A 23,814-nucleotide genomic window follows, 5' to 3' on the forward strand; every position below is an offset into this window, starting at 1 on the left:
ACATCGAAAAACGAAGATGTTAACATAAGGAAGTCGCAAATGAGCGACCAAGTAGTTCTTTGAAAACTGAACGAAACAAACAACGTGAAACGTCAATTTTTATTTTTAGATGCTAGACAAACTAACTTTATTGGAGAGTTTGATCCTGGCTCAGGATGAACGCTGGCGGCGTGCCTAATACATGCAAGTCGAGCGAATGGATTGAGAGCTTGCTCTCAAGAAGTTAGCGGCGGACGGGTGAGTAACACGTGGGTAACCTGCCCATAAGACTGGGATAACTCCGGGAAACCGGGGCTAATACCGGATAATATTTTGAACTGCATGGTTCGAAATTGAAAGGCGGCTTCGGCTGTCACTTATGGATGGACCCGCGTCGCATTAGCTAGTTGGTGAGGTAACGGCTCACCAAGGCAACGATGCGTAGCCGACCTGAGAGGGTGATCGGCCACACTGGGACTGAGACACGGCCCAGACTCCTACGGGAGGCAGCAGTAGGGAATCTTCCGCAATGGACGAAAGTCTGACGGAGCAACGCCGCGTGAGTGATGAAGGCTTTCGGGTCGTAAAACTCTGTTGTTAGGGAAGAACAAGTGCTAGTTGAATAAGCTGGCACCTTGACGGTACCTAACCAGAAAGCCACGGCTAACTACGTGCCAGCAGCCGCGGTAATACGTAGGTGGCAAGCGTTATCCGGAATTATTGGGCGTAAAGCGCGCGCAGGTGGTTTCTTAAGTCTGATGTGAAAGCCCACGGCTCAACCGTGGAGGGTCATTGGAAACTGGGAGACTTGAGTGCAGAAGAGGAAAGTGGAATTCCATGTGTAGCGGTGAAATGCGTAGAGATATGGAGGAACACCAGTGGCGAAGGCGACTTTCTGGTCTGTAACTGACACTGAGGCGCGAAAGCGTGGGGAGCAAACAGGATTAGATACCCTGGTAGTCCACGCCGTAAACGATGAGTGCTAAGTGTTAGAGGGTTTCCGCCCTTTAGTGCTGAAGTTAACGCATTAAGCACTCCGCCTGGGGAGTACGGCCGCAAGGCTGAAACTCAAAGGAATTGACGGGGGCCCGCACAAGCGGTGGAGCATGTGGTTTAATTCGAAGCAACGCGAAGAACCTTACCAGGTCTTGACATCCTCTGAAAACCCTAGAGATAGGGCTTCTCCTTCGGGAGCAGAGTGACAGGTGGTGCATGGTTGTCGTCAGCTCGTGTCGTGAGATGTTGGGTTAAGTCCCGCAACGAGCGCAACCCTTGATCTTAGTTGCCATCATTAAGTTGGGCACTCTAAGGTGACTGCCGGTGACAAACCGGAGGAAGGTGGGGATGACGTCAAATCATCATGCCCCTTATGACCTGGGCTACACACGTGCTACAATGGACGGTACAAAGAGCTGCAAGACCGCGAGGTGGAGCTAATCTCATAAAACCGTTCTCAGTTCGGATTGTAGGCTGCAACTCGCCTACATGAAGCTGGAATCGCTAGTAATCGCGGATCAGCATGCCGCGGTGAATACGTTCCCGGGCCTTGTACACACCGCCCGTCACACCACGAGAGTTTGTAACACCCGAAGTCGGTGGGGTAACCTTTATGGAGCCAGCCGCCTAAGGTGGGACAGATGATTGGGGTGAAGTCGTAACAAGGTAGCCGTATCGGAAGGTGCGGCTGGATCACCTCCTTTCTATGGAGAATTGATGAACGCTGTTCATCAATATAAGTTTCCGTGTTTCGTTTTGTTCAGTTTTGAGAGAACTATCTCTCATATATAAATGTATGTTCTTTGAAAACTAGATAACAGTGTAGCTCATATTTTTTTAATTTTAGTTTGGTTAAGTTAGAAAGGGCGCACGGTGGATGCCTTGACACTAGGAGTCGATGAAGGACGGGACTAACGCCGATATGCTTCGGGGAGCTGTAAGTAAGCTTTGATCCGAAGATTTCCGAATGGGGAAACCCACTATACGTAATGGTATGGTATCCTTACCTGAATACATAGGGTATGGAAGACAGACCCAGGGAACTGAAACATCTAAGTACCTGGAGGAAGAGAAAGCAAATGCGATTTCCTGAGTAGCGGCGAGCGAAACGGAATCTAGCCCAAACCAAGAGGCTTGCCTCTTGGGGTTGTAGGACATTCTATACGGAGTTACAAAGGAACGAGGTAGACGAAGCGACCTGGAAAGGTCCGTCGTAGAGGGTAACAACCCCGTAGTCGAAACTTCGTTCTCTCTTGAATGTATCCTGAGTACGGCGGAACACGTGAAATTCCGTCGGAATCTGGGAGGACCATCTCCCAAGGCTAAATACTCCCTAGTGATCGATAGTGAACCAGTACCGTGAGGGAAAGGTGAAAAGCACCCCGGAAGGGGAGTGAAAGAGATCCTGAAACCGTGTGCCTACAAATAGTCAGAGCCCGTTAATGGGTGATGGCGTGCCTTTTGTAGAATGAACCGGCGAGTTACGATCCCGTGCGAGGTTAAGTTGAAGAGACGGAGCCGCAGCGAAAGCGAGTCTGAATAGGGCGTTTAGTACGTGGTCGTAGACCCGAAACCAGGTGATCTACCCATGTCCAGGGTGAAGTTCAGGTAACACTGAATGGAGGCCCGAACCCACGCACGTTGAAAAGTGCGGGGATGAGGTGTGGGTAGCGGAGAAATTCCAATCGAACCTGGAGATAGCTGGTTCTCCCCGAAATAGCTTTAGGGCTAGCCTTAAGTGTAAGAGTCTTGGAGGTAGAGCACTGATTGAACTAGGGGTCCTCATCGGATTACCGAATTCAGTCAAACTCCGAATGCCAATGACTTATCCTTAGGAGTCAGACTGCGAGTGATAAGATCCGTAGTCAAGAGGGAAACAGCCCAGATCGCCAGCTAAGGTCCCAAAGTGTGTATTAAGTGGAAAAGGATGTGGAGTTGCTTAGACAACTAGGATGTTGGCTTAGAAGCAGCCACCATTTAAAGAGTGCGTAATAGCTCACTAGTCGAGTGACTCTGCGCCGAAAATGTACCGGGGCTAAATACACCACCGAAGCTGCGAATTGATACCAATGGTATCAGTGGTAGGGGAGCGTTCTAAGTGCAGTGAAGTCAGACCGGAAGGACTGGTGGAGCGCTTAGAAGTGAGAATGCCGGTATGAGTAGCGAAAGACGGGTGAGAATCCCGTCCACCGAATGCCTAAGGTTTCCTGAGGAAGGCTCGTCCGCTCAGGGTTAGTCAGGACCTAAGCCGAGGCCGACAGGCGTAGGCGATGGACAACAGGTTGATATTCCTGTACCACCTCTTTATCGTTTGAGCAATGGAGGGACGCAGAAGGATAGAAGAAGCGTGCGATTGGTTGTGCACGTCCAAGCAGTTAGGCTGATAAGTAGGCAAATCCGCTTATCGTGAAGGCTGAGCTGTGATGGGGAAGCTCCTTATGGAGCGAAGTCTTTGATTCCCCGCTGCCAAGAAAAGCTTCTAGCGAGATAAAAGGTGCCTGTACCGCAAACCGACACAGGTAGGCGAGGAGAGAATCCTAAGGTGTGCGAGAGAACTCTGGTTAAGGAACTCGGCAAAATGACCCCGTAACTTCGGGAGAAGGGGTGCTTTCTTAACGGAAAGCCGCAGTGAATAGGCCCAAGCGACTGTTTAGCAAAAACACAGGTCTCTGCGAAGCCGTAAGGCGAAGTATAGGGGCTGACACCTGCCCGGTGCTGGAAGGTTAAGGAGAGGGGTTAGCGTAAGCGAAGCTCTGAACTGAAGCCCCAGTAAACGGCGGCCGTAACTATAACGGTCCTAAGGTAGCGAAATTCCTTGTCGGGTAAGTTCCGACCCGCACGAAAGGTGTAACGATTTGGGCACTGTCTCAACCAGAGACTCGGTGAAATTATAGTACCTGTGAAGATGCAGGTTACCCGCGACAGGACGGAAAGACCCCGTGGAGCTTTACTGTAGCCTGATATTGAATTTTGGTACAGTTTGTACAGGATAGGCGGGAGCCATTGAAACCGGAGCGCTAGCTTCGGTGGAGGCGCTGGTGGGATACCGCCCTGACTGTATTGAAATTCTAACCTACGGGTCTTATCGACCCGGGAGACAGTGTCAGGTGGGCAGTTTGACTGGGGCGGTCGCCTCCTAAAGTGTAACGGAGGCGCCCAAAGGTTCCCTCAGAATGGTTGGAAATCATTCGTAGAGTGCAAAGGCATAAGGGAGCTTGACTGCGAGACCTACAAGTCGAGCAGGGACGAAAGTCGGGCTTAGTGATCCGGTGGTTCCGCATGGAAGGGCCATCGCTCAACGGATAAAAGCTACCCCGGGGATAACAGGCTTATCTCCCCCAAGAGTCCACATCGACGGGGAGGTTTGGCACCTCGATGTCGGCTCATCGCATCCTGGGGCTGTAGTCGGTCCCAAGGGTTGGGCTGTTCGCCCATTAAAGCGGTACGCGAGCTGGGTTCAGAACGTCGTGAGACAGTTCGGTCCCTATCCGTCGTGGGCGTAGGAAATTTGAGAGGAGCTGTCCTTAGTACGAGAGGACCGGGATGGACGCACCGCTGGTGTACCAGTTGTTCTGCCAAGGGCATAGCTGGGTAGCTATGTGCGGAAGGGATAAGTGCTGAAAGCATCTAAGCATGAAGCCCCCCTCAAGATGAGATTTCCCATAGCGTAAGCTAGTAAGATCCCTGAAAGATGATCAGGTTGATAGGTTCGAGGTGGAAGCATGGTGACATGTGGAGCTGACGAATACTAATAGATCGAGGACTTAACCATATAATATGTAGCAAATGTTATCTAGTTTTGAAGGAATATATATTTAAAATTCCTTTTGACATTCTGAAAAGAATGTGTATAATGATAAAAGTCTGGTAATGATGGCAGAGAGGTCACACCCGTTCCCATACCGAACACGGAAGTTAAGCTCTCTAGCGCCGATGGTAGTTGGGACCTTGTCCCTGTGAGAGTAGGACGTTGCCAGGCTTGTATTATTCCGCAGTAGCTCAGCGGTAGAGCTATCGGCTGTTAACCGATCGGTCGTAGGTTCGATTCCTACCTGCGGAGCCATTATGCTTCCATAGCTCAGCTGGTAGAGTACTTCCATGGTAAGGAAGAGGTCACCGGTTCAACCCCGGTTGGAAGCTTGGAAAAAGTTTTTAAATTTTTGGCCCGTTGGTCAAGTGGTTAAGACACCGCCCTTTCACGGCGGTAACACGGGTTCGAATCCCGTACGGGTCACCACTTTTGGAGGATTAGCTCAGCTGGGAGAGCACCTGCCTTACAAGCAGGGGGTCGGCGGTTCGATCCCGTCATCCTCCACCATATATGTTTAAATGTCGGAGGGGTAGCGAAGTGGCTAAACGCGGCGGACTGTAAATCCGCTCCTTCGGGTTCGGCAGTTCGAATCTGCCCCCCTCCACCATTTTCTTTAAAATAACCTGAGAGGGTTTATTTTTTTGAGAAGATAAGCATACTAGTAAATATTAATGGGCTATAGCCAAGCGGTAAGGCAACGGACTTTGACTCCGTCATGCGCTGGTTCGAATCCAGCTAGCCCAGCCATTTACGAGCCATTAGCTCAGTTGGTAGAGCATCTGACTTTTAATCAGAGGGTCGAAGGTTCGAATCCTTCATGGCTCACCATTTTCGCGGAAGTAGTTCAGTGGTAGAATACAACCTTGCCAAGGTTGGGGTCGCGGGTTCGAATCCCGTCTTCCGCTTTATTACTACGGGGCCTTAGCTCAGCTGGGAGAGCGCCTGCCTTGCACGCAGGAGGTCAGCGGTTCGATCCCGCTAGGCTCCATATAAATAGAGAAAGTGTACATCATATGATGTACGCTTTTTTTGTGTTTAAAAAGACAACTTTCATATTTGTCGTTTAAAATGAAGAAAACGTAAAAATAAAGGATGGGGGATAATTGTGAAAGTTGTCATTGCATCTGATTCATACAAAGAAAGTCTAAAGGCTATAGAAGTATGTGAAGCTATTGAAAGAGGTTTTGGAGCAATTTTTCCTAAAGCAGAGTATGTAAAAATACCAATTGGAGATGGTGGGGAAGGAACTGTTGATTCACTTGTTGATGCCACAGGAGGAAGCGTTGTATCACTTTATGTGACAGGACCGCTTAGAGAAGGCGTACAAGCTTTTTATGGCATTTCTACAGATAAAAAGACAGCGTTTATTGAAATGGCATCGGCATCTGGACTACAACACGTACCGGTTGAAAAGCGAAATCCATTCATTACAACGTCAAAAGGGACAGGAGAGCTTATATTACATGCGCTAGACCAAGGAGTTAAGCATATTATTTTGGGGCTTGGAGGAAGCGCTACAAATGATGGTGGAGCAGGTATGTTATCGGCTTTAGGAGTAAGGTTTATAGATGAAAAGGGTGAAGCAATAGATCCATCTGGAGGAACATTACATTCGATTGTCACGATTGATTTTTCACGAATGGATTCACGCCTAAAGGAGATAACGATAGAAGCGGCGTGTGATGTAAATAATCCATTAGTCGGAATGAGAGGGGCATCTTTCGTGTTTGGTGCTCAAAAGGGTGGGGATGTAGAGATGCTGAAAAGGCTAGATGAGAATTTAAAGCATTATGCGACTATTCTTAAACGATATGTATCTTTGGATGTATCTGAAATACCTGGTGCAGGAGCGGCAGGAGGTATGGGAGCAGCTGTTATTGCAGTGTTAAAGGGGAGCTTACGAAAGGGTATTGAAATTGTATTGGATCATACAAATTTTGATAAGCATATAGAAGATGCGGATTTAATTATAACTGGTGAAGGTAGAATAGATGAACAAACAGCATATGGAAAGGCTCCTGTTGGTGTCGCGGGGCGAGCGAAACGTCTTCATATTCCTGTGATTGCTATAGGAGGATCGGTATCTCCAAATTATCCAGTTGTTTACGAAAAGGGAATCGATGCAGTATTTAGTATTACGCCTTTTCCAATGGCACTAGACGAGGCATATAAGATGGCAAAAGAGAATATTGAAATGACAGCAAGAAATATTGCAGCAGTATGGAAAATTGCATCGAAAAAACACTTCTAAATGTAGAAGTGTTTTTTATTATTATCTAATAATAATGATAGCAGTTGTTTCATTAAGTTAACTTTATACATAAAATGGTCTTAAGATTTGGATTTCAACATAAATATAAGTGAATAAATTGTATATCCATACAGAAAAATGTCGAGTTGAGTCAGAGTATATAAAAGATTTAAAATATTTAGTGAAGGCATAAAAGGGGGATACTATCTATGAAAAAAGAAATCTCAGTTATTGGAGTTCCAATGGATTTAGGACAGATGCGTCGTGGAGTTGATATGGGCCCGAGCGCGATCCGTTATGCAGGGGTAATTGAAAGAATTGAAGAAATTGGATATAACGTTAAAGATATGGGAGATATATGTATAGAGAGAGAAAAAGAAGTTGATGAAAATACAAAATTAAGAAACCTTACACAAGTTGCGACTGTATGTAATGAATTGGCAAGTAAGGTGGATCATATTATAGAAGAAGGTCGTTTTCCACTTGTATTAGGTGGTGACCATAGTATCGCAATTGGTACACTAGCTGGTGTGGCAAAACATTATAAAAATTTAGGTGTTATTTGGTATGATGCACATGGAGATTTAAATACGGAGGAAACTTCACCATCTGGTAATATTCATGGAATGTCACTTGCAGCAAGTTTAGGCTATGGACATCCCACGCTTGTAGACTTATACGAGGCATATCCAAAGGTGAAAAAAGAGAACGTTGTAATTATCGGTGCACGTGCATTGGATGAAGGAGAAAAAGACTTTATTCGCAATGAAGGTATTAAAGTATTCTCAATGCATGAAATTGATCGTATGGGTATGACGGCTGTTATGGAAGAAACAATTGCTTATTTATCTCATACTGATGGTGTACATCTATCATTAGATTTAGATGGTCTTGATCCTCATGATGCACCGGGAGTTGGAACGCCTGTAATTGGTGGTCTATCGTATCGTGAAAGTCATTTAGCGATGGAAATGTTAGCGGAAGCTGATATTGTTACATCTGCTGAGTTTGTTGAAGTAAATACGATTTTAGATGAGAGAAATAGAACGGCAACAACTGCGGTTGCTTTAATGGGTTCTTTATTCGGTGAAAAACTAAAATAAATGTAAGAAAAGCAACTGAGAAGTTGCTTTTTTTATTTGAAAATAGACGTATAATAATGATTTATATTATACTGTACGATAAGATTGTTTGACATCTTACCAATTTGATCTAAAGGGGGTTGTTTGTAATTGTCGTTTGTTTCATGTATGGTATAATTAACTAGTTGTTGGAAATACATACAGATAGAGCATAAAACAATATTTCAATATATGGATAGAATTGCTCGTAAGTAGGAGGAAGGGTTAGCATGCCTTTTGAAGATACGACCATTTTGAAATATCTTAGTACGGTATTAGATATTGCCGTTGTATGGTTTATTATATATAAGCTAATTCTTATAATCCGAGGGACAAAAGCTGTTCAACTTTTAAAGGGGATTACAGTTATTATTGTCGTTCGGATGATTAGTATTTTCCTTGAATTGCATACGCTTTATTGGCTAACGGAACAAGTATTAACGTGGGGATTTTTAGCCGTTATTATTATCTTCCAGCCAGAATTGCGAAGAGCACTTGAGCAGCTAGGACGCGGAAGTTTATTTTCGCGTGTTGGAACTCAGGAGGATGATGAACCTGAAATTGTTGCAACATCGATAGCAAAAGCAACGGAATATATGGGAAAACGTAGAATTGGTGCATTAATTACGTTGTCAAAAGAGACCGGAATGGGTGATTATGTGGAAACGGGTATTCCGTTAAATGCAAATGTATCATCGGAGTTACTCATTAATATTTTCATTCCAAATACGCCTCTGCACGACGGAGCCGTAATTATGCAAGGAAGTACAATTAAAGCAGCGGCTTGTTATCTTCCATTATCAGAAAGCCCCTTTATTTCTAAAGAGTTAGGAACAAGGCATCGTGCTGCAATGGGAGTTAGTGAAGTCACTGATAGTATTACAGTAGTTGTATCTGAAGAAACAGGCCAAATTTCTTTAACGAAAAATGGTAAGTTGCATCGTGATTTGAAGACAGAACAACTGAAGGATATGTTATTAGCAGAATTTAGTGGGAACGAAAAAACGACTTCTTCGTCTTTATGGAATTGGAGGAGAAAGCGTCATGGATAAGTTAATGGAGAATCATTGGTTTTTAAAAGGAATCTCATTACTATTGGCGTGTATGCTTTTTATGTCCGCAACTTTAACTGAAAAGAATACGACATCGGGTATATTACCTTTCGCAAATGATACGAAAGAAACATTAACTAATCATGCTATTAACCTTAAGTATGATGAAGATAAATATATTGTAAGTGGTATTCCGGCAGAGGGCGTTAAGGTGAAGTTAGAAGGCCCAAAAGCAGCAGTTGCTACAGCAAAAGCAAAAAAACAATTTGATATAACGGTTGATTTGCGAGATAGCCCAAAAGGGACTTATGAAGTTTCTTTGAAAACGAACGGGCTTCCAGATGATGTGAAGGGAACAGTTCAGCCATCAACAATTAAAGTTACTCTTCATGAAAAAGCGAGAAAATATGTTCATGTAGACTTAAAGTTATCAAATGAGGATCAGATGCCAGCGGGTGCTACTCTCGAAAAATCAAACATTAAACCTGATACTGTTGAGGTAGTTGGGACGAAAGAAGAAATCGAAAGTATTTCATCTGCTAAGGCGTATATTGATTTAAAAGGTGTTAATAAAACTGTTACAAAAACAGCTGAAGTTACATTATACAATAAAGAAGGAAAACGTTTAAATGTAAGAACAAGTCCATCTAAAATTAGTGTAACGTTGAATGTGGCGACGCAAGCTACGGCCAATAATACGGAAAAAACTGTTCCTGTAACGTATACGAAAAAGGGGAGTTTACCAGAAGGATTGGCCGTTACAAATATTAGTGTTGAACCGAGAGAAGTAACGATAGCGGGTCCAAAAGATATTTTGGATAATATACAATCGATAGAGGGGGTCGAAGTAGATCTTAGTCAATTGACTGAGTCTACAACATTCGATACCTCTGTTTTATTGCCAAAGGGTGTAACGAGTTCTAAACCAAATCAAGTGAAGGTTTCCGTAGGGGTACAAAAAGTAAAACAAACAAAAACTAGAACAATTGAAGGTGTCTCGATTCAAAAAAATGGAGTTTCTAAAGATGTCACTGCTCAGCTACTTTCGCCACAGGATGGAAAGATAAGCGTTGATATTTCAGGAGAAGCAAGTATAGTAGATAAAATAACAGCTGCTCAAATAACAGCGGTAATTAATTTGCAAAATGTATCGCCAGGGACGAAGGATGTTTCGATTCAAGTGAGCGGTCCTGGTAATATTTCAATAGAGCCAAAACAAAAAAGTGCTAAAGTTACTATTGTGAAGAAAGAAAAGCCAGATCAAGAAGTACAGGGTAATGGTGAACAACCAGATTCAAATAATAATCAAGATAATCAAACTGAAAAACCAAAAGATCCTGAAACTAATCCAGAAAAAGACCAGGACAAAGAAAAAGACAAAGATAAAGATAAAGAACTTAGTCAAGAACCAACGGTAGATAATCAAAAAGAGCAAGAAAAAGGAGCGAATCATAATGGGTAAATATTTTGGTACAGATGGAGTACGTGGAGTTGCGAATGAGGAATTAACACCTGAATTAGCTTTCAAAATTGGACGTTTTGGTGGTTATGTATTAACAAAAGATACAGATCGTCCAAAAGTAATTATCGGTCGTGATACACGTGTATCTGGTCATATGTTAGAAGGAGCTTTAGTAGCAGGTCTATTATCAACTGGAGCAGAAGTAATGCGCCTTGGTGTTATTTCTACACCGGGTGTTGCTTATTTAACAAAGGCGTTAGGTGCACAAGCGGGTGTGATGATTTCTGCATCTCATAATCCGGTACAAGATAACGGAATTAAATTCTTCGGTTCAGACGGTTTTAAATTAACAGATGAGCAAGAAGCAGAAATCGAAGCTTTATTAGACAAAGAAGTTGATGAATTGCCACGTCCAACAGGTACTAACCTTGGACAAGTGAGCGATTACTTTGAAGGTGGACAAAAGTATTTACAATACATTAAACAAACTGTAGAAGAAGATTTCTCTGGTTTACATATCGCTTTAGATTGTGCACATGGTGCAACGTCTTCTTTAGCGCCGTACTTATTTGCGGATTTAGAAGCTGATATTTCAACAATGGGAACTTCACCGAATGGTATGAATATTAATGCTGGAGTAGGTTCTACGCATCCTGAAGGCCTAGCAGAATTAGTGAAAGAAAAAGGTGCTGATATCGGTCTTGCTTTTGATGGTGATGGTGACCGTTTAATCGCTGTAGATGAAAAAGGAAACATCGTTGATGGCGATCAAATTATGTTTATTTGTGCGAAGTACATGAAAGAAACTGGCCAACTAAAGCACAATACAGTTGTTTCAACTGTTATGAGTAACTTAGGTTTCTACAAAGCACTTGAAGCAAACAATATTACAAGTGACAAAACTGCAGTTGGTGATCGCTACGTAATGGAAGAAATGAAACGCGGTGGTTACAACTTAGGCGGAGAACAATCAGGTCACATTATCTTACTTGATTACATTACAACTGGTGATGGAATGTTAAGTGCACTTCAACTTGTAAACATCATGAAAATGACGAAAAAGCCATTATCTGAGCTTGCAGGAGAAATGACGAAATTCCCACAATTACTAGTAAATGTTCGTGTAACAGATAAAAAATTAGCATTAGAAAATGAAAAAATTAAAGAAATTATTCGTGTTGTAGAAGAAGAAATGAACGGTGATGGCCGCATTCTTGTGCGTCCATCTGGAACAGAACCGCTTATTCGTGTAATGGCAGAAGCACCGACACAAGAAGTTTGTAATGCATATGTACATCGTATTGTAGAAGTTGTTAAAGCTGAAGTTGGCGCTTAATAATTTGTTGAATTTATTTTAAAAGGAGCACAAGAAGTGCTCCTTTTTCATATGTTTTAAAGACGATGAAAAAAATTTCATTGACGGTTTATAATGTTTGTTATAAGATTGTCTTGTTCTTTTTCTCAAAGTAAATGTTGTAAATTATAAAAGCGCCAGAACTACAAGTAGTGTAGTTGACGAGGTGGAGTTTTATCGAGATTTCGGCGGATGACTCCCGGTTGTTCATCATAACCGCAAGCTTTTACTTAAATCATTAAGGTGACTTAATGGACAAAGGTGAAAGTGTGATGAGAGAAAAGGAACGGATGAAAACTAGCTGTATAAGTATATACGGACTTAAACCCAATCGAGAGGAAGGTGAAAGCCGTTACAAGCTTACAGGGCTAGCAATATGTAATCCGTTTTTTAGTATAAATAAAAATGGTATCGGACTATGTCGTTACATGTTCGCAAAGCAGTGTAAGCATTTGTAACGGCGACTAAACATGTGTGGAATCGTAGGATTTATTGGAGAACAAGATGCAAAGGAAATTTTATTAAAAGGTTTAGAAAAACTAGAATATCGTGGATATGATTCAGCAGGTATTGCAGTACAAGCAGAGAACGGTGTTGTTGTGTACAAAGAAAAAGGCCGTATTGCAAAACTTCGCGAAATCGTAGATGAGAACGTAGCAGCAAGCGTAGGTATCGGACATACACGCTGGGCTACACACGGTGTTCCAAGTAAGGTAAACGCGCATCCGCATCAAAGTACATCAAAGCGCTTTACACTAGTTCATAACGGTGTAATTGAAAACTATGAATTAGTGAAAAAGGAATATTTACAAGATGTAACGTTCGTAAGTGAAACAGATACAGAAATTATCGTACAGCTTATGGAACAACAAGTGAGCACAGGATTAAGTGTAGAAGAAGCGTTCCGTAATACGCTATCTCTTTTACATGGCTCTTATGCAATCGGATTACTTGATGCTGAAAATCCAAACATGATTTATGTTGCTAAAAACAAAAGCCCGCTATTAGTAGGTGTTGGTGACAACTTTAATGTTGTGGCGAGCGACGCTATGGCGATGTTACAAGTTACAGATCAATTTATTGAGTTAATGGATAAAGAAATCGTAATCGTAACGAAAGAAAGCATTACAATTAAAAACTTACAAGGTGAAACGATTGAACGTGCACCGTTTACAGCGGAATTAGATGCAAGTGACATTGAAAAGGGAACATATCCTCATTTCATGCTTAAAGAAATTGATGAGCAACCACTTGTAATCCGTAATATTATTCAAAAGTATCAAGATGAAAATGGCGAAATTGAATTAGATCAAGATATCCGCAACGCGATTTTAGATAGCGATCGTATTTACATCATTGCATGTGGAACGAGTTATCATGCAGGTCTTGTTGGAAAACAATTTATCGAGAAGTTTGCAAAAACACCAGTTGAAGTACACGTAGCAAGTGAATTCTCTTACAACATGCCATTATTAACAGAAAGACCATTCTTCATTTACATTTCACAAAGTGGTGAAACAGCTGATAGCCGTGCAGTACTTGTGCAAACAAATGAAATGGGTCATAAAGCATTAACAATTACAAACGTACCTGGTTCTACGCTTTCTCGTGAAGCTGACTATACACTTCCACTATACGCTGGACCAGAAATTGCGGTTGCATCAACGAAAGCTTACACAGCACAACTTGCAGTACTTTCAATCTTAGCGGCTGACATTGCTAAAGCAAAAGGTGAAGTTCTTGATTTCGACTTAACACACGAACTAGGAATTGTAGCAAATGCAATGATAGAACTTTGTGATCAAAAAGAAGAAATGGACGCATTAGCAAAACAATTTTTAGCAACAACGCGTAACTGTTTCTTCATCGGACGTAGCGTAGACTTCTACGTAGGATTAGAAGGTGCGTTAAAACTAAAAGAAATCTCTTACATCCAAGCAGAAGGATTTGCTGGAGGAGAATTAAAACACGGTACAATCGCTTTAATCGAAAATGGTACACCAGTTATCGCACTTGCTACACAAGAGCACGTAAACCTTGGAATTCGCGGTAACGTGAAAGAAGTAGTAGCACGCGGAGCTAACCCATGTATCATCTCAATGAAAGGCTTAGAAATGGAAGGAGACAGCTTCGTATTACCAGCTGTACACGAAGCACTAGCACCGCTAGTAGCAGTTATTCCATTACAACTTATCTCATACTACGCAGCACTTCACCGCGAGTGTGACGTTGATAAGCCACGTAACTTAGCTAAATCTGTTACGGTTGAGTAGAAGGTTGGTAGATTTGAAATAAATTTGTGAAGCCTCACCCCTTTGGATATTTTTATCTAAAGGGGTGTTTTTGTGTCCAAAAGAAAGAGAACATTTAAAATCGATAAGTGGATTAAAGAGGAGCGAGGAACTAGCAGTGGGAATGGACAGAAGCCCTACTGATTAAAGGTTCACTTTATCGGATTTGGAACGAAATCACTTTTGTTTATCTGAATTTTCTAGTAATATTTTAAGTATTCATGAACAGTTTTCTTTATTACTACAAGAAAAGACGATTGTTATTGCTGAAGAGCTTGGAATGAAACACCTAGCTGATCCAATTGAACGGGAATCTTGGGAGTATAGATGCATTAATTGACTAGACATGACGAGGGGTGTTTATTAATGAAAGTGAAAGAAAAAACATATTTAAGTATAGAAGAGATTATTTCATTACCGGCCTTATCAAGTACAAATATAAGTGATGATGGCAAAAATGTAGCGTTTGTTAAAAAGACAGCTAACTGGAAAGACAATACATATAGAAACCATGTATGGATATATGAAAAGGAAAAGGGGAAGAGTTACCCATTAACAATTGGAGATATAGATAGTACACATCCATTATGGTCTCCAGATTCTAAGGGTATCGCATATCTTAGCCCTGTTGGAGATGGGAAAAATCAGATCTTTTTTAAGTCACTAGACGGCTATAGTGAGGTTCAAATTACTGATGAGAAAGAAGGAGTCAGTAATTTCAAATGGGAGCCTACTGGTAAAGGTTTTTATTATATTGCACAGTCAAAAGAATGTGAGGAGATAAAGAAACGTAAGGAACGATATGGAGATTTCCATCATGTAGGTAAGGAACATCAGAATAATTGTTTATACTACATTGAAATAGAAAAAGTGAAACAAAATGATAAACAGGAACGGAAGGTTAGCGGTGTTTATCAACTAACGGACGGTAAGGATTTTTATATACATAACTTTGATATTTCAAATAATGGGAAAAAGGTTGTATGTATGGCTACACCAAGCCTAAACGATTATATGAATGGTGATATATATATTAGATGTTGAAGCTGGGGAACTACAAAAGATGAATATAGATACGTTGTTAGGAGCGAGCATCTGCTTTTCTCCTGAGGGCGATAAAATATGTTACTCAGCAAGCATAAGAGAGAAGGATTACTATAGAAATCATATACAAGATAATACATTAGAGATATATGATATGAATACTGGAGAGGTAATTCAGCCTCTAACAAATTTTGATAGTACGGTTACGCCATTACAGTGGACAGCTAAAGGAATTTTAATTAGATGGCAGGATAAAACGAATTATCGTATTGGATTACTAGCTGAAGATGGCACTGTGGAAGCATTAAGCGACAAGGTAGATGGCTTTATAATGGATGCCTCTATAACAAAGGATGGAAATCATATAACCTATAATAAGGCTATAACAAATGAAACCTTTGAAATCTATTTGGATGATAAAAGAATAACGGATGAAAATAGCTTTTTCGAAGACAAGCTTAAAAGTAATAGGGAAATCATCTCATGGAAAAGTAGAGATGGCCTTGAAATTGAGGGTGTGTTATCAACCCCAGCAGAGTTTGACTCAAATAAAAAATATCCTTTATTAGTAGTAATTCATGGTGGTCCGGCTTGGGCATCCTTTCCGATATTTTCAGACAGCTTCAATGAGAAATATCCGATTGAACAGTTTATCGAAAAAGGCTTTATCGTTTTAGAGCCAAACTACAGAGGAAGTTCAGGTTATGGTAATGAATTCTTAAAAGCAAACTACAGAAAACAGGGAATCGCTGACTATGATGATGTTATATCAGGGGTGGATAAACTAGTTGATCAAGGGATTGTAGATAAAGATACAGTAGGAGTTATGGGATGGAGTAACGGAGGATATATATCAGCTTTCTGTTCTACATTTAGTAGTAGATTTAAAGCTATTTCAGTTGGGGGCGGAATTACGAACTGGAGTACCCATTATGTAAATACAGATATCCCTTACTTTATTAGAATGTATTTAGGAAATACTCCATGGAATGATCCGGGGATCTATACGAAGACATCACCAATGACATATATTAAATCAGCTTGTACGCCTACCTTAATTCAACATGGGGAAAAGGATGCAAGAATTCCAACTACAAATGCATATGAGCTATATGAAGGATTAAGAGATATGGAAGTTGATACAGAATTAATTATATTTAAAGGAATGGCATATAGTTCTGATCAGCCAGGAATGAGAGTAGCTATTATGAAGCAGAACTTGATGTGGTTTTCACATTATATTCTTGGAGAAAGTATGGAGGGCTTTCGTACTATATAATGGATATTCGTACAGGGATTTTTCGTTGTACAATCGGGTCATATTGTTGAAAAAGAGATACAACAAATTATATAATTTGTTGTAAACTGCATGCAAACCATTATGATTATAAGGAAATGTAATTCGGAGGACTAATATGACAGAAAATAAAAATGTGTTACCAGTAGAACAGCGTGAAGAATTATTCAAAGTATTGAAAGCTCGTTTTGAGAAGAATATGAATCGTCATGAAGGTCTTGAATGGGCTAAAGTTGAAGCGAAGCTGGATGTTAATGCTGAGAAATTATGGTCACTTAATGAAATGGAAGTAACTGGCGGTGAGCCGGATGTTGTTGGTTATGATAAAGAGAAGGACGAGTATACTTTCTATGATTGTTCAAAGGAGAGTCCTAAAGGCCGCAGAAGTCTTTGTTATGATCTTGAAGCGTTAGAGTCAAGAAAAAAACATAAACCAGAAAATAATGTCATTGATGTGGCAACTGCTATGGGCATTGAATTATTAACTGAAGAACAATATCGAGATTTGCAACAAATTGGGGATTTCGATATGAAATCATCAAGCTGGGTACAAACGCCTTCAGATATTCGCGAACTCGGTGGCGCTCTATTTTGCGATTATCGCTTTGGACACGTTTTTGTGTACCACAATGGAGCAGATTCCTATTATGCTGCTAGAGGGTTTCGCGGTTCGTTAAGAGTTTAAATTTGGAGTAAGTAAGAAAAGAGCCTATACTTAGGCTCTTTTCTTACTTATATTTTAAAAGTAAACTGTTACTACGCAGTTTTACTTAATTTATATGTTTCGTGGTTGTTTTTCCGGAAAAGTTTAGGGAAAACATAACCGTCTAATCCAATACGTCCAGCATTATGACCTGCAATTAAAATGAACATAGTTAAAACAAGCATGTTTGGGTTTACACTAACAGTTCCACTTAATAAGAATGAAAGATTCATTATGATTCCAAAGAATGCAGCAGTTTTTGTTAATCCACCTAAAATTAAACCTAAACCTACTAAGATTTCCCCCCATTGTACGAAAAAGCTAAATAAGTCTGCGTGCGGAAGAACAAAGTTTTGAAGGAAATCCGCCCACCAGCCTTGTACTGCGGGGTGATCGCCTGATGCTTGGGCGATGGCGCCTTTGAGGAAACCGCTGGCATCAAAAGATTGTCCTAAAACTTTCCCTATTCCAGCAGTAATCCAAGAATATCCTATGTAAAGACGTAAAAGTAATAATATGAAAGTAGCACGTTTATCAGTTCTTAAAAAATTGATAACCATTGAAATCCCTCCAATATTGTATTTACATGTTTATTATATATTCATTGTGAATAAATTCACAATGGAGGAAATGTGAACGAATATATGTTGTGAGTAATTGTTTTATTTTTTGTAACATTTCATCTTTTTTGATAGACTAATAATAGAGATATATCAAAAGGAGGCAAAGACTAGATATGTGGATGAACTTGTAATGATTAGCAATTGGATAGATTATTTTTCTCTCATAAGTGAGGGTTTATTTAGCTATCTGTAAATCATTCAAGGACTGCATATTTGGCGTAGTCATTCCTTCGGTAAGGATAGGCCTATTATGTATCTATCTTTTTTGTGGGGAAATTTATATCTCTCATATAAAATATGCGTCCTTTAAAATTGGAGGAGTATATGATGAATCAATTAAAAAATAAAGTAGCAGTTGTTACAGGTGTAAGTCGTCTAGACGGTATAGGAGCAGCTATTTGCACAGAGTTAGCAGAGGCTGGATACGATATATTTTTTACGTATTGGACAGCTTACGATAAAGAGATGCCTTGGGGCGTTGAGCAAAATGAACAAATACAATTAAAAGAAGAGCTAATACAAAAAGGTGTTAAAGTATCGAGCATGGAGTTAGATTTAACTCAAAATGATGCACCGAAAGAGCTTATAAATAGGGTTACTGAACAACTAGGCTACCCTCATATATTAATTAATAATGCAGCATATTCTACGAATAATGATTTCTCTAATTTGTCTGCTGAAGAGCTGGATAAGCATTACATGGTAAATGTTCGTGCGACTACATTGTTAAGTAGTCAATTTGTCCGAGGATTTGATAAGAAATTTGGTGGTAGAATTGTGAATATGACTTCGGGGCAATTTCAAGGGCCTATGGCAGGAGAACTGGCGTATGCAACAACGAAAGGAGCTATTGATGCTCTTACCAGTACGTTGTCAGCAGAAGTAGCCCATTTAGGAATAACAGTGAATGCAATTAACCCAGGTCCAACTAGTACAGGATGGATGACTGAAGAGATAAAGCAAGGATTAAAGCCGATGTTTCCTCTGGGCAGAATTGGTGAGCCAAAGGATGCAGCTAGACTCATAAAGTTTTTAGTAAGTGAAGAAGCAGAGTGGATTACGGGACAAGTGATTCATTCGGAAGGTGGATTTAAAAGGTAAAAAGAAGGCATCTCCTTTCGGTGAGATGCCTTCTTTCTAATCTTTCTTCAATCTTCGTGCAACACCATTCCCTAAAGATTGTAATCCTTGAACGAGGATAATTAAAATAAAGACGGTTGCATACATTACTTCAGGTTCATAGCGTAAATGTCCGAAGCGATATGCCAAGTCCCCTAGCCCGCCAGCCCCTACAAGACCAGCCATCGCTGTTGCGCCAATTAAGCCGATTGTTGCGATCGTTAATCCGAGCACAAGAGATGGGCGTGCTTCTTTAACCATGACGTGCCAAATGATTTTTATAGTAGAGACTCCCATTGCTTGGTAAGCTTCAATAACACCACGATCCACTTCTAGTAAAGCTGTCTCCATTAAGCGTGCAATATAAGGAGCTGTGAAGACGACAAGTGGTACGATAACACCTTGCACGCCAATGGATGTTCCCATTAGGAACTTCGTAAAAGGTAAAATGAAGAATAATAGAATGATAAATGGAAGAGAGCGAATGACATTAATAACTGTATTAAGAATAGGATAGATAAGTTTATTTTCTCGCTGTCCACCGGGTCTCGTCAAAACAAGTGTAACGCCGAGCGGTAATGCGATAAGGATAGAGATAAGTAATGAAATAGATGTCATTTGAAATGTTTGAATTGTTGCTTCCCATATGACTTCACCCCATTCATCCAAAAAGGACTTGTTTTCCATAGTCTGTTTTCCCTCCCTCTACGATGATACCTCTCTCTTGTAAGAATGCTAAAGCACGGTTTACTTCATTTTTTTCACCTTGCATATGAACGACAAGTTTCCCATATGCCTCATGTTTTAGCTGCGTAATATTACCGGATAAAATATTTGGATATACTTGGAAACGTTTTGTGGCGAAAGCTAGTGCTGGTTCTCCTGAAGAACTTCCTATAAAAGAAAGTGTTACAATTTCACCAGTAGTTTGTAGTTCTTTTTGTACTTCTTCTGGAATTTTAGCTGCAAATGCGCTATTTACAAACTTCTTCGTTGTTACATGTTGTGGATTTGTAAAAATGTCTTTCGCAGTCCCACTTTCGACTACAGATCCATGCTCCATAACGGCAACCTGGTCACAAATACGCTGGATGACATTCATTTCATGTGTAATGAGTAAAATCGTGATGCCAATTTCTTCATTAATTTTTAGTAATAAATCAAGAATAGAATCAGTTGTTTCTGGATCTAATGCGCTCGTTGCTTCATCACTTAATAAAACCTCTGGTTCATGTGATAGTGAACGAGCGATGGCAACACGTTGTTTCTGGCCGCCAGAAAGTTCGCTTGGATAAGCATCTTTACGGTTAAAAAGATCCACGATGCGTAAATATTTTTCTACTCTTTTTTCAATTTCCGCTTTTGGAATGCCAGCAAGGCGTAACGGCAATGCGATATTTTCATAAACGGTAACAGTTTTAAGTAAATTGAATCCTTGAAAAATCATTCCGATTTTTTGCCTCGCTTTTGCTAGTTCTTTTGTTGATAAAGTGGTTAAGTCTTGGTTGTTTACGATGATGTTTCCTGTCGTTGGTTTTTCTAATAAATTTACACAGCGAATTAATGTGCTTTTACCAGCGCCGCTATACCCAATGATTCCAAATACCTCGCCTTTTTCTACTTTAAGGGAAGTAGACTTAAGAGCCTCAACAGTCCCTTTTTTTGTTGTAAATACTTTGGAGACGTTTTTTAATTCAATCATTATCGTCAGCTCCTACCAAGATGGTAAAACTGAACCATCAAATTTTTTCTCGATAAATTCTTTTACTTCTTTAGATTGATAAGCTTTCTTTAATTTACTTACAACAGCATCATCTTTATTTTCAGTACGAACAACGACCCAGTTCACGTATGGTGAATCTTTTCCTTCGCGGAAAATGGAATCTTTCGCTGGATTTAGTTTTGCACCTAATGCAAAGTTTGTGTTAATTGCAGCTGCTTTCACTTCACTTAATTGCGTTGGTAATTGAGAAGCTTCTAATTCAACAATCTTTAAATTTTTCGGGTTTTCAATTACATCCTTTGCAGTCGCTTTTTCTGTAGCCTTTGGATCAACTTTTAAAACCCCTGCTTTTTCAAATAATTTTAAAGCTCGAAGTTCATTCGTTGGGTCATTTGGTACAGCGATTGCATCGCCCTCTTTTAATTCTTTTACATCTTTTAAGCTTTTAGAATATACGCCCATTGGGAATGTTACTGTTGAAAATACTTCAGTTAATTTCATATTGCGTTCGGCTTTAAATACATCTAAATATGATTTCGTTTGATAGCTATTTACATCAAGACTTTTTTCATCTAACGAAACGTTTGGTGCTACGTAATCATTAAATATTTTTATATCAATGTCGAGACCGTCTTTTGCCGCAACTTCTTTAATCTTCTCAAAAATTTGTTCATGTGGTCCACCTGTTACACCGACAGTAATCTTTTTCTCGTCTAATATTTTTACATCTTTATCTGAATTTGCGCCACATGCGCCTAATAATAGTACTGCTCCGCTTACAATGCTCAATAATACTTTCTTCATCTATAATTCCCCCTTAATATACGTTCCAAAATAAAAAGCACCTCTCAAAATAAGAGAGGTGCCGAATAGACGAAATAGGTTCCTCTCTTATCTTCCAAAACGAAAACTCGTTTTGCAGGAATTAGCACCTTAGCTTATACGTTATAAGCTCGGTTGCCGGGCATCATCGGGCCAGTCCCTCCGCCACTCTTGATAAGAGTATGTATATGTAGTTTTTAAATATGGTACTAATAGTAAATCTAACAAAAGGAATTGTCAACTTTATTTTCTGAATATATTTTATTTTAAGGTAATCGAAACGTTTCCTTTCTTATGGCCCATTTCTACATACGTATGGGCTTCTGCAACTTCTTCTAATCGGTAAGTTCTATCAATAACAGGTTTTAGCTTTTCTGTTTCAACTAGTTGTTTTAGTAGGTTCATATCTTCTTTACTGACCTTTGCCATCATTCCGTTAACAGATACATATTTTCCATTAGGCATTAATGCGTCTGTACAAAGAGACTTTTTATATTTTCCAACTGCATCAAATATAATATCGTAGTTCTCGCCCTGTTTAGTAAAATCTTCTTTCATATAATCAATTACTTTATCAGTCCCTAAAGATTGCACTAGTTCAAAATTTGAATTACTACAAACAGCTGTAACGGTCGCGCCGAAATATTTAGCAAGTTGTACAGCAGCTGTTCCTACTGATCCAGAGGCGCCGTATATGAGCACTTGTTGCCCTTTTTTTATACGGCCCTTCCTCAGAAAATGCAATGCTGAAGTTCCGCCAAAAGGAATAACGGCAGCTTCTTCATATGTCACATTGGTAGGTTTTAATGCTATTAATCCACTTTCATGCACGCATGTGTATTCGGCATAACCACCAAGGTTTAGTTCTGTTAATGCAAAAACTGGGTCTCCTTTTTTAAATTGAGTTACATCTGTTCCAATTTCTTCGATTTCACCGGATAACTCTACGCCGAGTATAGGTTTTCTCGGTTTTCTAAAACCGAATATGATCCGCATAGGAACCCAAAATAAGAGGGGACTATTAAAGCCACGTATTCTACAATCTCCAGTCGATACACTTGTTGCGCGAATTTTAACTAATACTTCGTTCTTTTTAGGTTTAGGTTTTTCTACATTTTGAAGCTGGAGAACGTTTGGTGGTCCATATTGTGTACAAATAATCGCCTTCATAATAACCTCCTGAAATGAGTTGTTATTATTTACATCATATTTAAGATCTTCATTAAACATGTCTCTATATAGAGAATATAGATTAAAAATTATATAGATTTCATAGGAAAAGAGGTGATATTATTTTGGGAAAGGGGGCGACATTATGAAAAAAATTATTTTTGTTTCAAGTTTAGTACTTGCAATCAGTCTAGGGGTAGGGTGTAGTAATGAGAAAACAGCAAAGACGGATGAGCCGAAAAAAGAATCAGTTCAAAAAGAAAAGGAATTAGCAGCGAAGGATGTTTTCAAGAAAACGAACGAAGCTTTTAAAAATGAAGAGCATGTAACGATGACATATGGTGTAGGCGTAAAAGCTGAGGGAACAGAGATGGACATATTAAAGGCTAAGATGCAATTAGAGCCAAAGACAAAGAATTCTCGTTCTGAAATGAATATTTCCGGTACAGATGTTGTAGTGTATACTGTGGATGGTAAAGTTGCTGGTGAGGTAAAAAACCCTAATACAGGAGAAGTTATAACCGTACCAGAGGAGCAATTAAACGCTGGTGGAATGAAAGCGACTCAAGATATTATAGATAAGTTAGAAGTACCGGAAGTAGTTTTAGATAAAATGAAGATGGAGAAAAGCGGAGATAAATATAAACTGAAATTTACATTAAAAGGGCAAGAAACAGAAAGTATGTTAACTAGCATGGATGAAACGCAGAAGAAAATGTTACAAGCACAAAATGCGAAGATAGAAGAAGTGGATGCAGAATATATCATTACAAAAGATTTTAAATATGAATCAGCAAAGATAGACATGATTATGAGTAGTAATGGCAAGGATAAAGCACACATTATTACGAACGCAAAATATACGTCGTACGAAAAGTTTGACCCAATAAAATTGCCAGCAGCAAAGTAACAGTTTTGATGAGGGGGACCTAAAATAAGGACCCTCTTTTTTGTATACTTTCTTCACAGGAAAATAGGTACAATATGAAGAGGAAA

General features: G+C 40.0%; 16 protein-coding genes, 9 tRNA genes, 3 rRNA genes, 1 pseudogene and 1 riboswitch. Of the genes and pseudogenes, 24 read left to right on the forward strand and 5 right to left on the reverse strand.

What is annotated here, in order from left to right:
* Window positions 1–127 precede the first annotated feature (127 nt).
* From F0362_RS00890 to F0362_RS00995, 22 genes and pseudogenes are all read left to right on the forward strand, one after another.
* Window positions 128–1,679, forward strand: a 16S ribosomal RNA gene (locus F0362_RS00890).
* Window positions 1,680–1,825: 146 nt separating this feature from the next.
* Window positions 1,826–4,747: ribosomal RNA gene (locus F0362_RS00895) — 23S ribosomal RNA — on the forward strand.
* 91 nt (window positions 4,748–4,838) lie between these two features.
* Window positions 4,839–4,954 (forward strand): 5S ribosomal RNA (gene rrf / locus F0362_RS00900).
* The 16S, 23S and 5S rRNA genes sit together here with 9 tRNA genes alongside, the layout of an rRNA operon.
* Before the next feature lie 9 nt (window positions 4,955–4,963).
* A tRNA-Asn gene (locus tag F0362_RS00905) sits at window positions 4,964–5,038 on the forward strand.
* A 4-nt stretch (window positions 5,039–5,042) separates the two neighbouring features.
* A tRNA-Thr gene (locus tag F0362_RS00910) sits at window positions 5,043–5,115 on the forward strand.
* A 22-nt stretch (window positions 5,116–5,137) separates the two neighbouring features.
* A tRNA-Glu gene (locus F0362_RS00915) sits at window positions 5,138–5,212 on the forward strand.
* Window positions 5,213–5,217: 5 nt separating this feature from the next.
* Window positions 5,218–5,293 (forward strand) — tRNA-Val (locus tag F0362_RS00920).
* A gap of 16 nt (window positions 5,294–5,309) precedes the next feature.
* A tRNA-Tyr gene (locus F0362_RS00925) sits at window positions 5,310–5,393 on the forward strand.
* A 65-nt stretch (window positions 5,394–5,458) separates the two neighbouring features.
* Window positions 5,459–5,533, forward strand: a tRNA-Gln gene (locus F0362_RS00930).
* 5 nt (window positions 5,534–5,538) lie between these two features.
* Window positions 5,539–5,614: transfer RNA gene (locus F0362_RS00935), tRNA-Lys, on the forward strand.
* A gap of 5 nt (window positions 5,615–5,619) precedes the next feature.
* Window positions 5,620–5,691: transfer RNA gene (locus F0362_RS00940), tRNA-Gly, on the forward strand.
* A 10-nt stretch (window positions 5,692–5,701) separates the two neighbouring features.
* Window positions 5,702–5,774, forward strand: a tRNA-Ala gene (locus F0362_RS00945).
* A 117-nt stretch (window positions 5,775–5,891) separates the two neighbouring features.
* Window positions 5,892–7,037, forward strand: a complete 1,146-nt coding sequence (locus tag F0362_RS00950; protein WP_000869568.1) for a glycerate kinase — start codon at window positions 5,892–5,894, stop codon at window positions 7,035–7,037.
* A 209-nt stretch (window positions 7,038–7,246) separates the two neighbouring features.
* Window positions 7,247–8,140 carry an arginase gene (gene rocF / locus F0362_RS00955; RefSeq protein ID WP_000711577.1) on the forward strand — a complete coding sequence of 298 codons (894 nt, stop codon included), beginning with the start codon at window positions 7,247–7,249 and terminating at the stop codon, window positions 8,138–8,140.
* Window positions 8,141–8,388: 248 nt separating this feature from the next.
* Complete coding sequence (gene cdaA / locus F0362_RS00960) at window positions 8,389–9,210, forward strand: diadenylate cyclase CdaA (protein ID WP_001115710.1); 822 nt, start codon at window positions 8,389–8,391, stop codon at window positions 9,208–9,210.
* A complete protein-coding gene (locus F0362_RS00965; RefSeq protein ID WP_000359586.1) occupies window positions 9,203–10,672 on the forward strand; it encodes a CdaR family protein in 1,470 nt (489 codons plus the stop codon). The genes cdaA and F0362_RS00965 overlap by 8 nt, the downstream gene beginning before the upstream one ends.
* Window positions 10,665–12,008, forward strand: a complete 1,344-nt coding sequence (gene glmM, locus F0362_RS00970) for a phosphoglucosamine mutase (RefSeq protein WP_000521472.1) — start codon at window positions 10,665–10,667, stop codon at window positions 12,006–12,008. The genes F0362_RS00965 and glmM overlap by 8 nt, the downstream gene beginning before the upstream one ends.
* Before the next feature lie 290 nt (window positions 12,009–12,298).
* Window positions 12,299–12,484, forward strand: coding sequence for a hypothetical protein (locus tag F0362_RS00975; protein ID WP_033657406.1), 186 nt, complete (start codon window positions 12,299–12,301; stop codon window positions 12,482–12,484).
* Between the two features lie 12 nt (window positions 12,485–12,496).
* Window positions 12,497–14,299, forward strand: a complete 1,803-nt coding sequence (glmS, locus tag F0362_RS00980; protein ID WP_000334150.1) for a glutamine--fructose-6-phosphate transaminase (isomerizing) — start codon at window positions 12,497–12,499, stop codon at window positions 14,297–14,299.
* A 184-nt stretch (window positions 14,300–14,483) separates the two neighbouring features.
* Window positions 14,484–14,657, forward strand: coding sequence for a PDDEXK family nuclease (locus F0362_RS30420; RefSeq protein ID WP_002037801.1), 174 nt, complete (start codon window positions 14,484–14,486; stop codon window positions 14,655–14,657).
* Between the two features lie 26 nt (window positions 14,658–14,683).
* Window positions 14,684–16,640: pseudogene (locus F0362_RS00990) on the forward strand (prolyl oligopeptidase family serine peptidase).
* A 136-nt stretch (window positions 16,641–16,776) separates the two neighbouring features.
* Entirely contained in the window at window positions 16,777–17,343 is a 567-nt protein-coding gene (locus F0362_RS00995; protein WP_000138392.1) for a DUF4256 domain-containing protein, read from the forward strand.
* Window positions 17,344–17,414: 71 nt separating this feature from the next.
* On the opposite strand, the gene F0362_RS01000 is transcribed toward F0362_RS00995, so the two are convergent.
* Window positions 17,415–17,921, reverse strand: coding sequence for a DoxX family membrane protein (locus tag F0362_RS01000; protein ID WP_000236354.1), 507 nt, complete (start codon window positions 17,919–17,921; stop codon window positions 17,415–17,417).
* A 387-nt stretch (window positions 17,922–18,308) separates the two neighbouring features.
* Here F0362_RS01000 and F0362_RS01005 point away from each other — a divergent pair, with 387 nt between their 5' ends.
* The gene (locus F0362_RS01005; protein WP_149889613.1) at window positions 18,309–19,085 is read left to right on the forward strand and encodes an SDR family oxidoreductase; all 777 of its coding nucleotides are present in this window, start codon (window positions 18,309–18,311) and stop codon (window positions 19,083–19,085) included.
* A gap of 36 nt (window positions 19,086–19,121) precedes the next feature.
* Here F0362_RS01005 and F0362_RS01010 read toward each other — a convergent pair whose 3' ends face one another.
* The 4 genes from F0362_RS01010 to F0362_RS01025 form a co-directional block, all read right to left on the reverse strand.
* Complete coding sequence (locus tag F0362_RS01010) at window positions 19,122–19,790, reverse strand: methionine ABC transporter permease (protein WP_000428866.1); 669 nt, start codon at window positions 19,788–19,790, stop codon at window positions 19,122–19,124.
* Window positions 19,765–20,805: a methionine ABC transporter ATP-binding protein gene (locus F0362_RS01015; RefSeq protein WP_000571367.1), complete on the reverse strand. Its 1,041-nt coding sequence runs from the start codon at window positions 20,803–20,805 to the stop codon at window positions 19,765–19,767. Before F0362_RS01015 ends, F0362_RS01010 begins: the two co-directional genes overlap by 26 nt.
* Before the next feature lie 12 nt (window positions 20,806–20,817).
* Window positions 20,818–21,630, reverse strand: coding sequence for a MetQ/NlpA family ABC transporter substrate-binding protein (locus F0362_RS01020; RefSeq protein WP_000756963.1), 813 nt, complete (start codon window positions 21,628–21,630; stop codon window positions 20,818–20,820).
* An 84-nt stretch (window positions 21,631–21,714) separates the two neighbouring features.
* A riboswitch (SAM riboswitch) is annotated at window positions 21,715–21,829 on the reverse strand.
* Between the two features lie 80 nt (window positions 21,830–21,909).
* Complete coding sequence (locus tag F0362_RS01025; protein WP_016513781.1) at window positions 21,910–22,818, reverse strand: NAD(P)-dependent alcohol dehydrogenase; 909 nt, start codon at window positions 22,816–22,818, stop codon at window positions 21,910–21,912.
* 145 nt (window positions 22,819–22,963) lie between these two features.
* Here F0362_RS01025 and F0362_RS01030 point away from each other — a divergent pair, with 145 nt between their 5' ends.
* Window positions 22,964–23,728, forward strand: a complete 765-nt coding sequence (locus F0362_RS01030) for a DUF6612 family protein (protein ID WP_000720091.1) — start codon at window positions 22,964–22,966, stop codon at window positions 23,726–23,728.
* Window positions 23,729–23,814 lie beyond the last annotated feature (86 nt).

Origin of the sequence: Bacillus sp. BS98, from assembly GCF_008432245.1 — a bacterium.
GTDB classification, from domain to species: domain Bacteria; phylum Bacillota; class Bacilli; order Bacillales; family Bacillaceae_G; genus Bacillus_A; species Bacillus_A toyonensis.

What these genes read in the sequence shown, in the direction of transcription:
- rocF (WP_000711577.1), top strand. Translation starts at nt 7,247, where the DNA reads ATGAAAAAAGAAATCTCAGTTATTGGAGTTCCAATGGATTTAGGACAG.
- cdaA (WP_001115710.1), top strand. Translation starts at nt 8,389, where the DNA reads ATGCCTTTTGAAGATACGACCATTTTGAAATATCTTAGTACGGTATTA.
- F0362_RS00965 (WP_000359586.1), top strand. Translation starts at nt 9,203, where the DNA reads ATGGATAAGTTAATGGAGAATCATTGGTTTTTAAAAGGAATCTCATTA.
- glmM (WP_000521472.1), top strand. Translation starts at nt 10,665, where the DNA reads ATGGGTAAATATTTTGGTACAGATGGAGTACGTGGAGTTGCGAATGAG.
- F0362_RS00975 (WP_033657406.1), top strand. Translation starts at nt 12,299, where the DNA reads ATGAGAGAAAAGGAACGGATGAAAACTAGCTGTATAAGTATATACGGA.
- glmS (WP_000334150.1), top strand. Translation starts at nt 12,497, where the DNA reads ATGTGTGGAATCGTAGGATTTATTGGAGAACAAGATGCAAAGGAAATT.
- F0362_RS00995 (WP_000138392.1), top strand. Translation starts at nt 16,777, where the DNA reads ATGACAGAAAATAAAAATGTGTTACCAGTAGAACAGCGTGAAGAATTA.
- F0362_RS01000 (WP_000236354.1), bottom strand. Translation starts at nt 17,921, where the DNA reads ATGGTTATCAATTTTTTAAGAACTGATAAACGTGCTACTTTCATATTA.
- F0362_RS01005 (WP_149889613.1), top strand. Translation starts at nt 18,309, where the DNA reads ATGATGAATCAATTAAAAAATAAAGTAGCAGTTGTTACAGGTGTAAGT.
- F0362_RS01010 (WP_000428866.1), bottom strand. Translation starts at nt 19,790, where the DNA reads ATGGAAAACAAGTCCTTTTTGGATGAATGGGGTGAAGTCATATGGGAA.
- F0362_RS01015 (WP_000571367.1), bottom strand. Translation starts at nt 20,805, where the DNA reads ATGATTGAATTAAAAAACGTCTCCAAAGTATTTACAACAAAAAAAGGG.
- F0362_RS01020 (WP_000756963.1), bottom strand. Translation starts at nt 21,630, where the DNA reads ATGAAGAAAGTATTATTGAGCATTGTAAGCGGAGCAGTACTATTATTA.
- F0362_RS01025 (WP_016513781.1), bottom strand. Translation starts at nt 22,818, where the DNA reads ATGAAGGCGATTATTTGTACACAATATGGACCACCAAACGTTCTCCAG.
- F0362_RS01030 (WP_000720091.1), top strand. Translation starts at nt 22,964, where the DNA reads ATGAAAAAAATTATTTTTGTTTCAAGTTTAGTACTTGCAATCAGTCTA.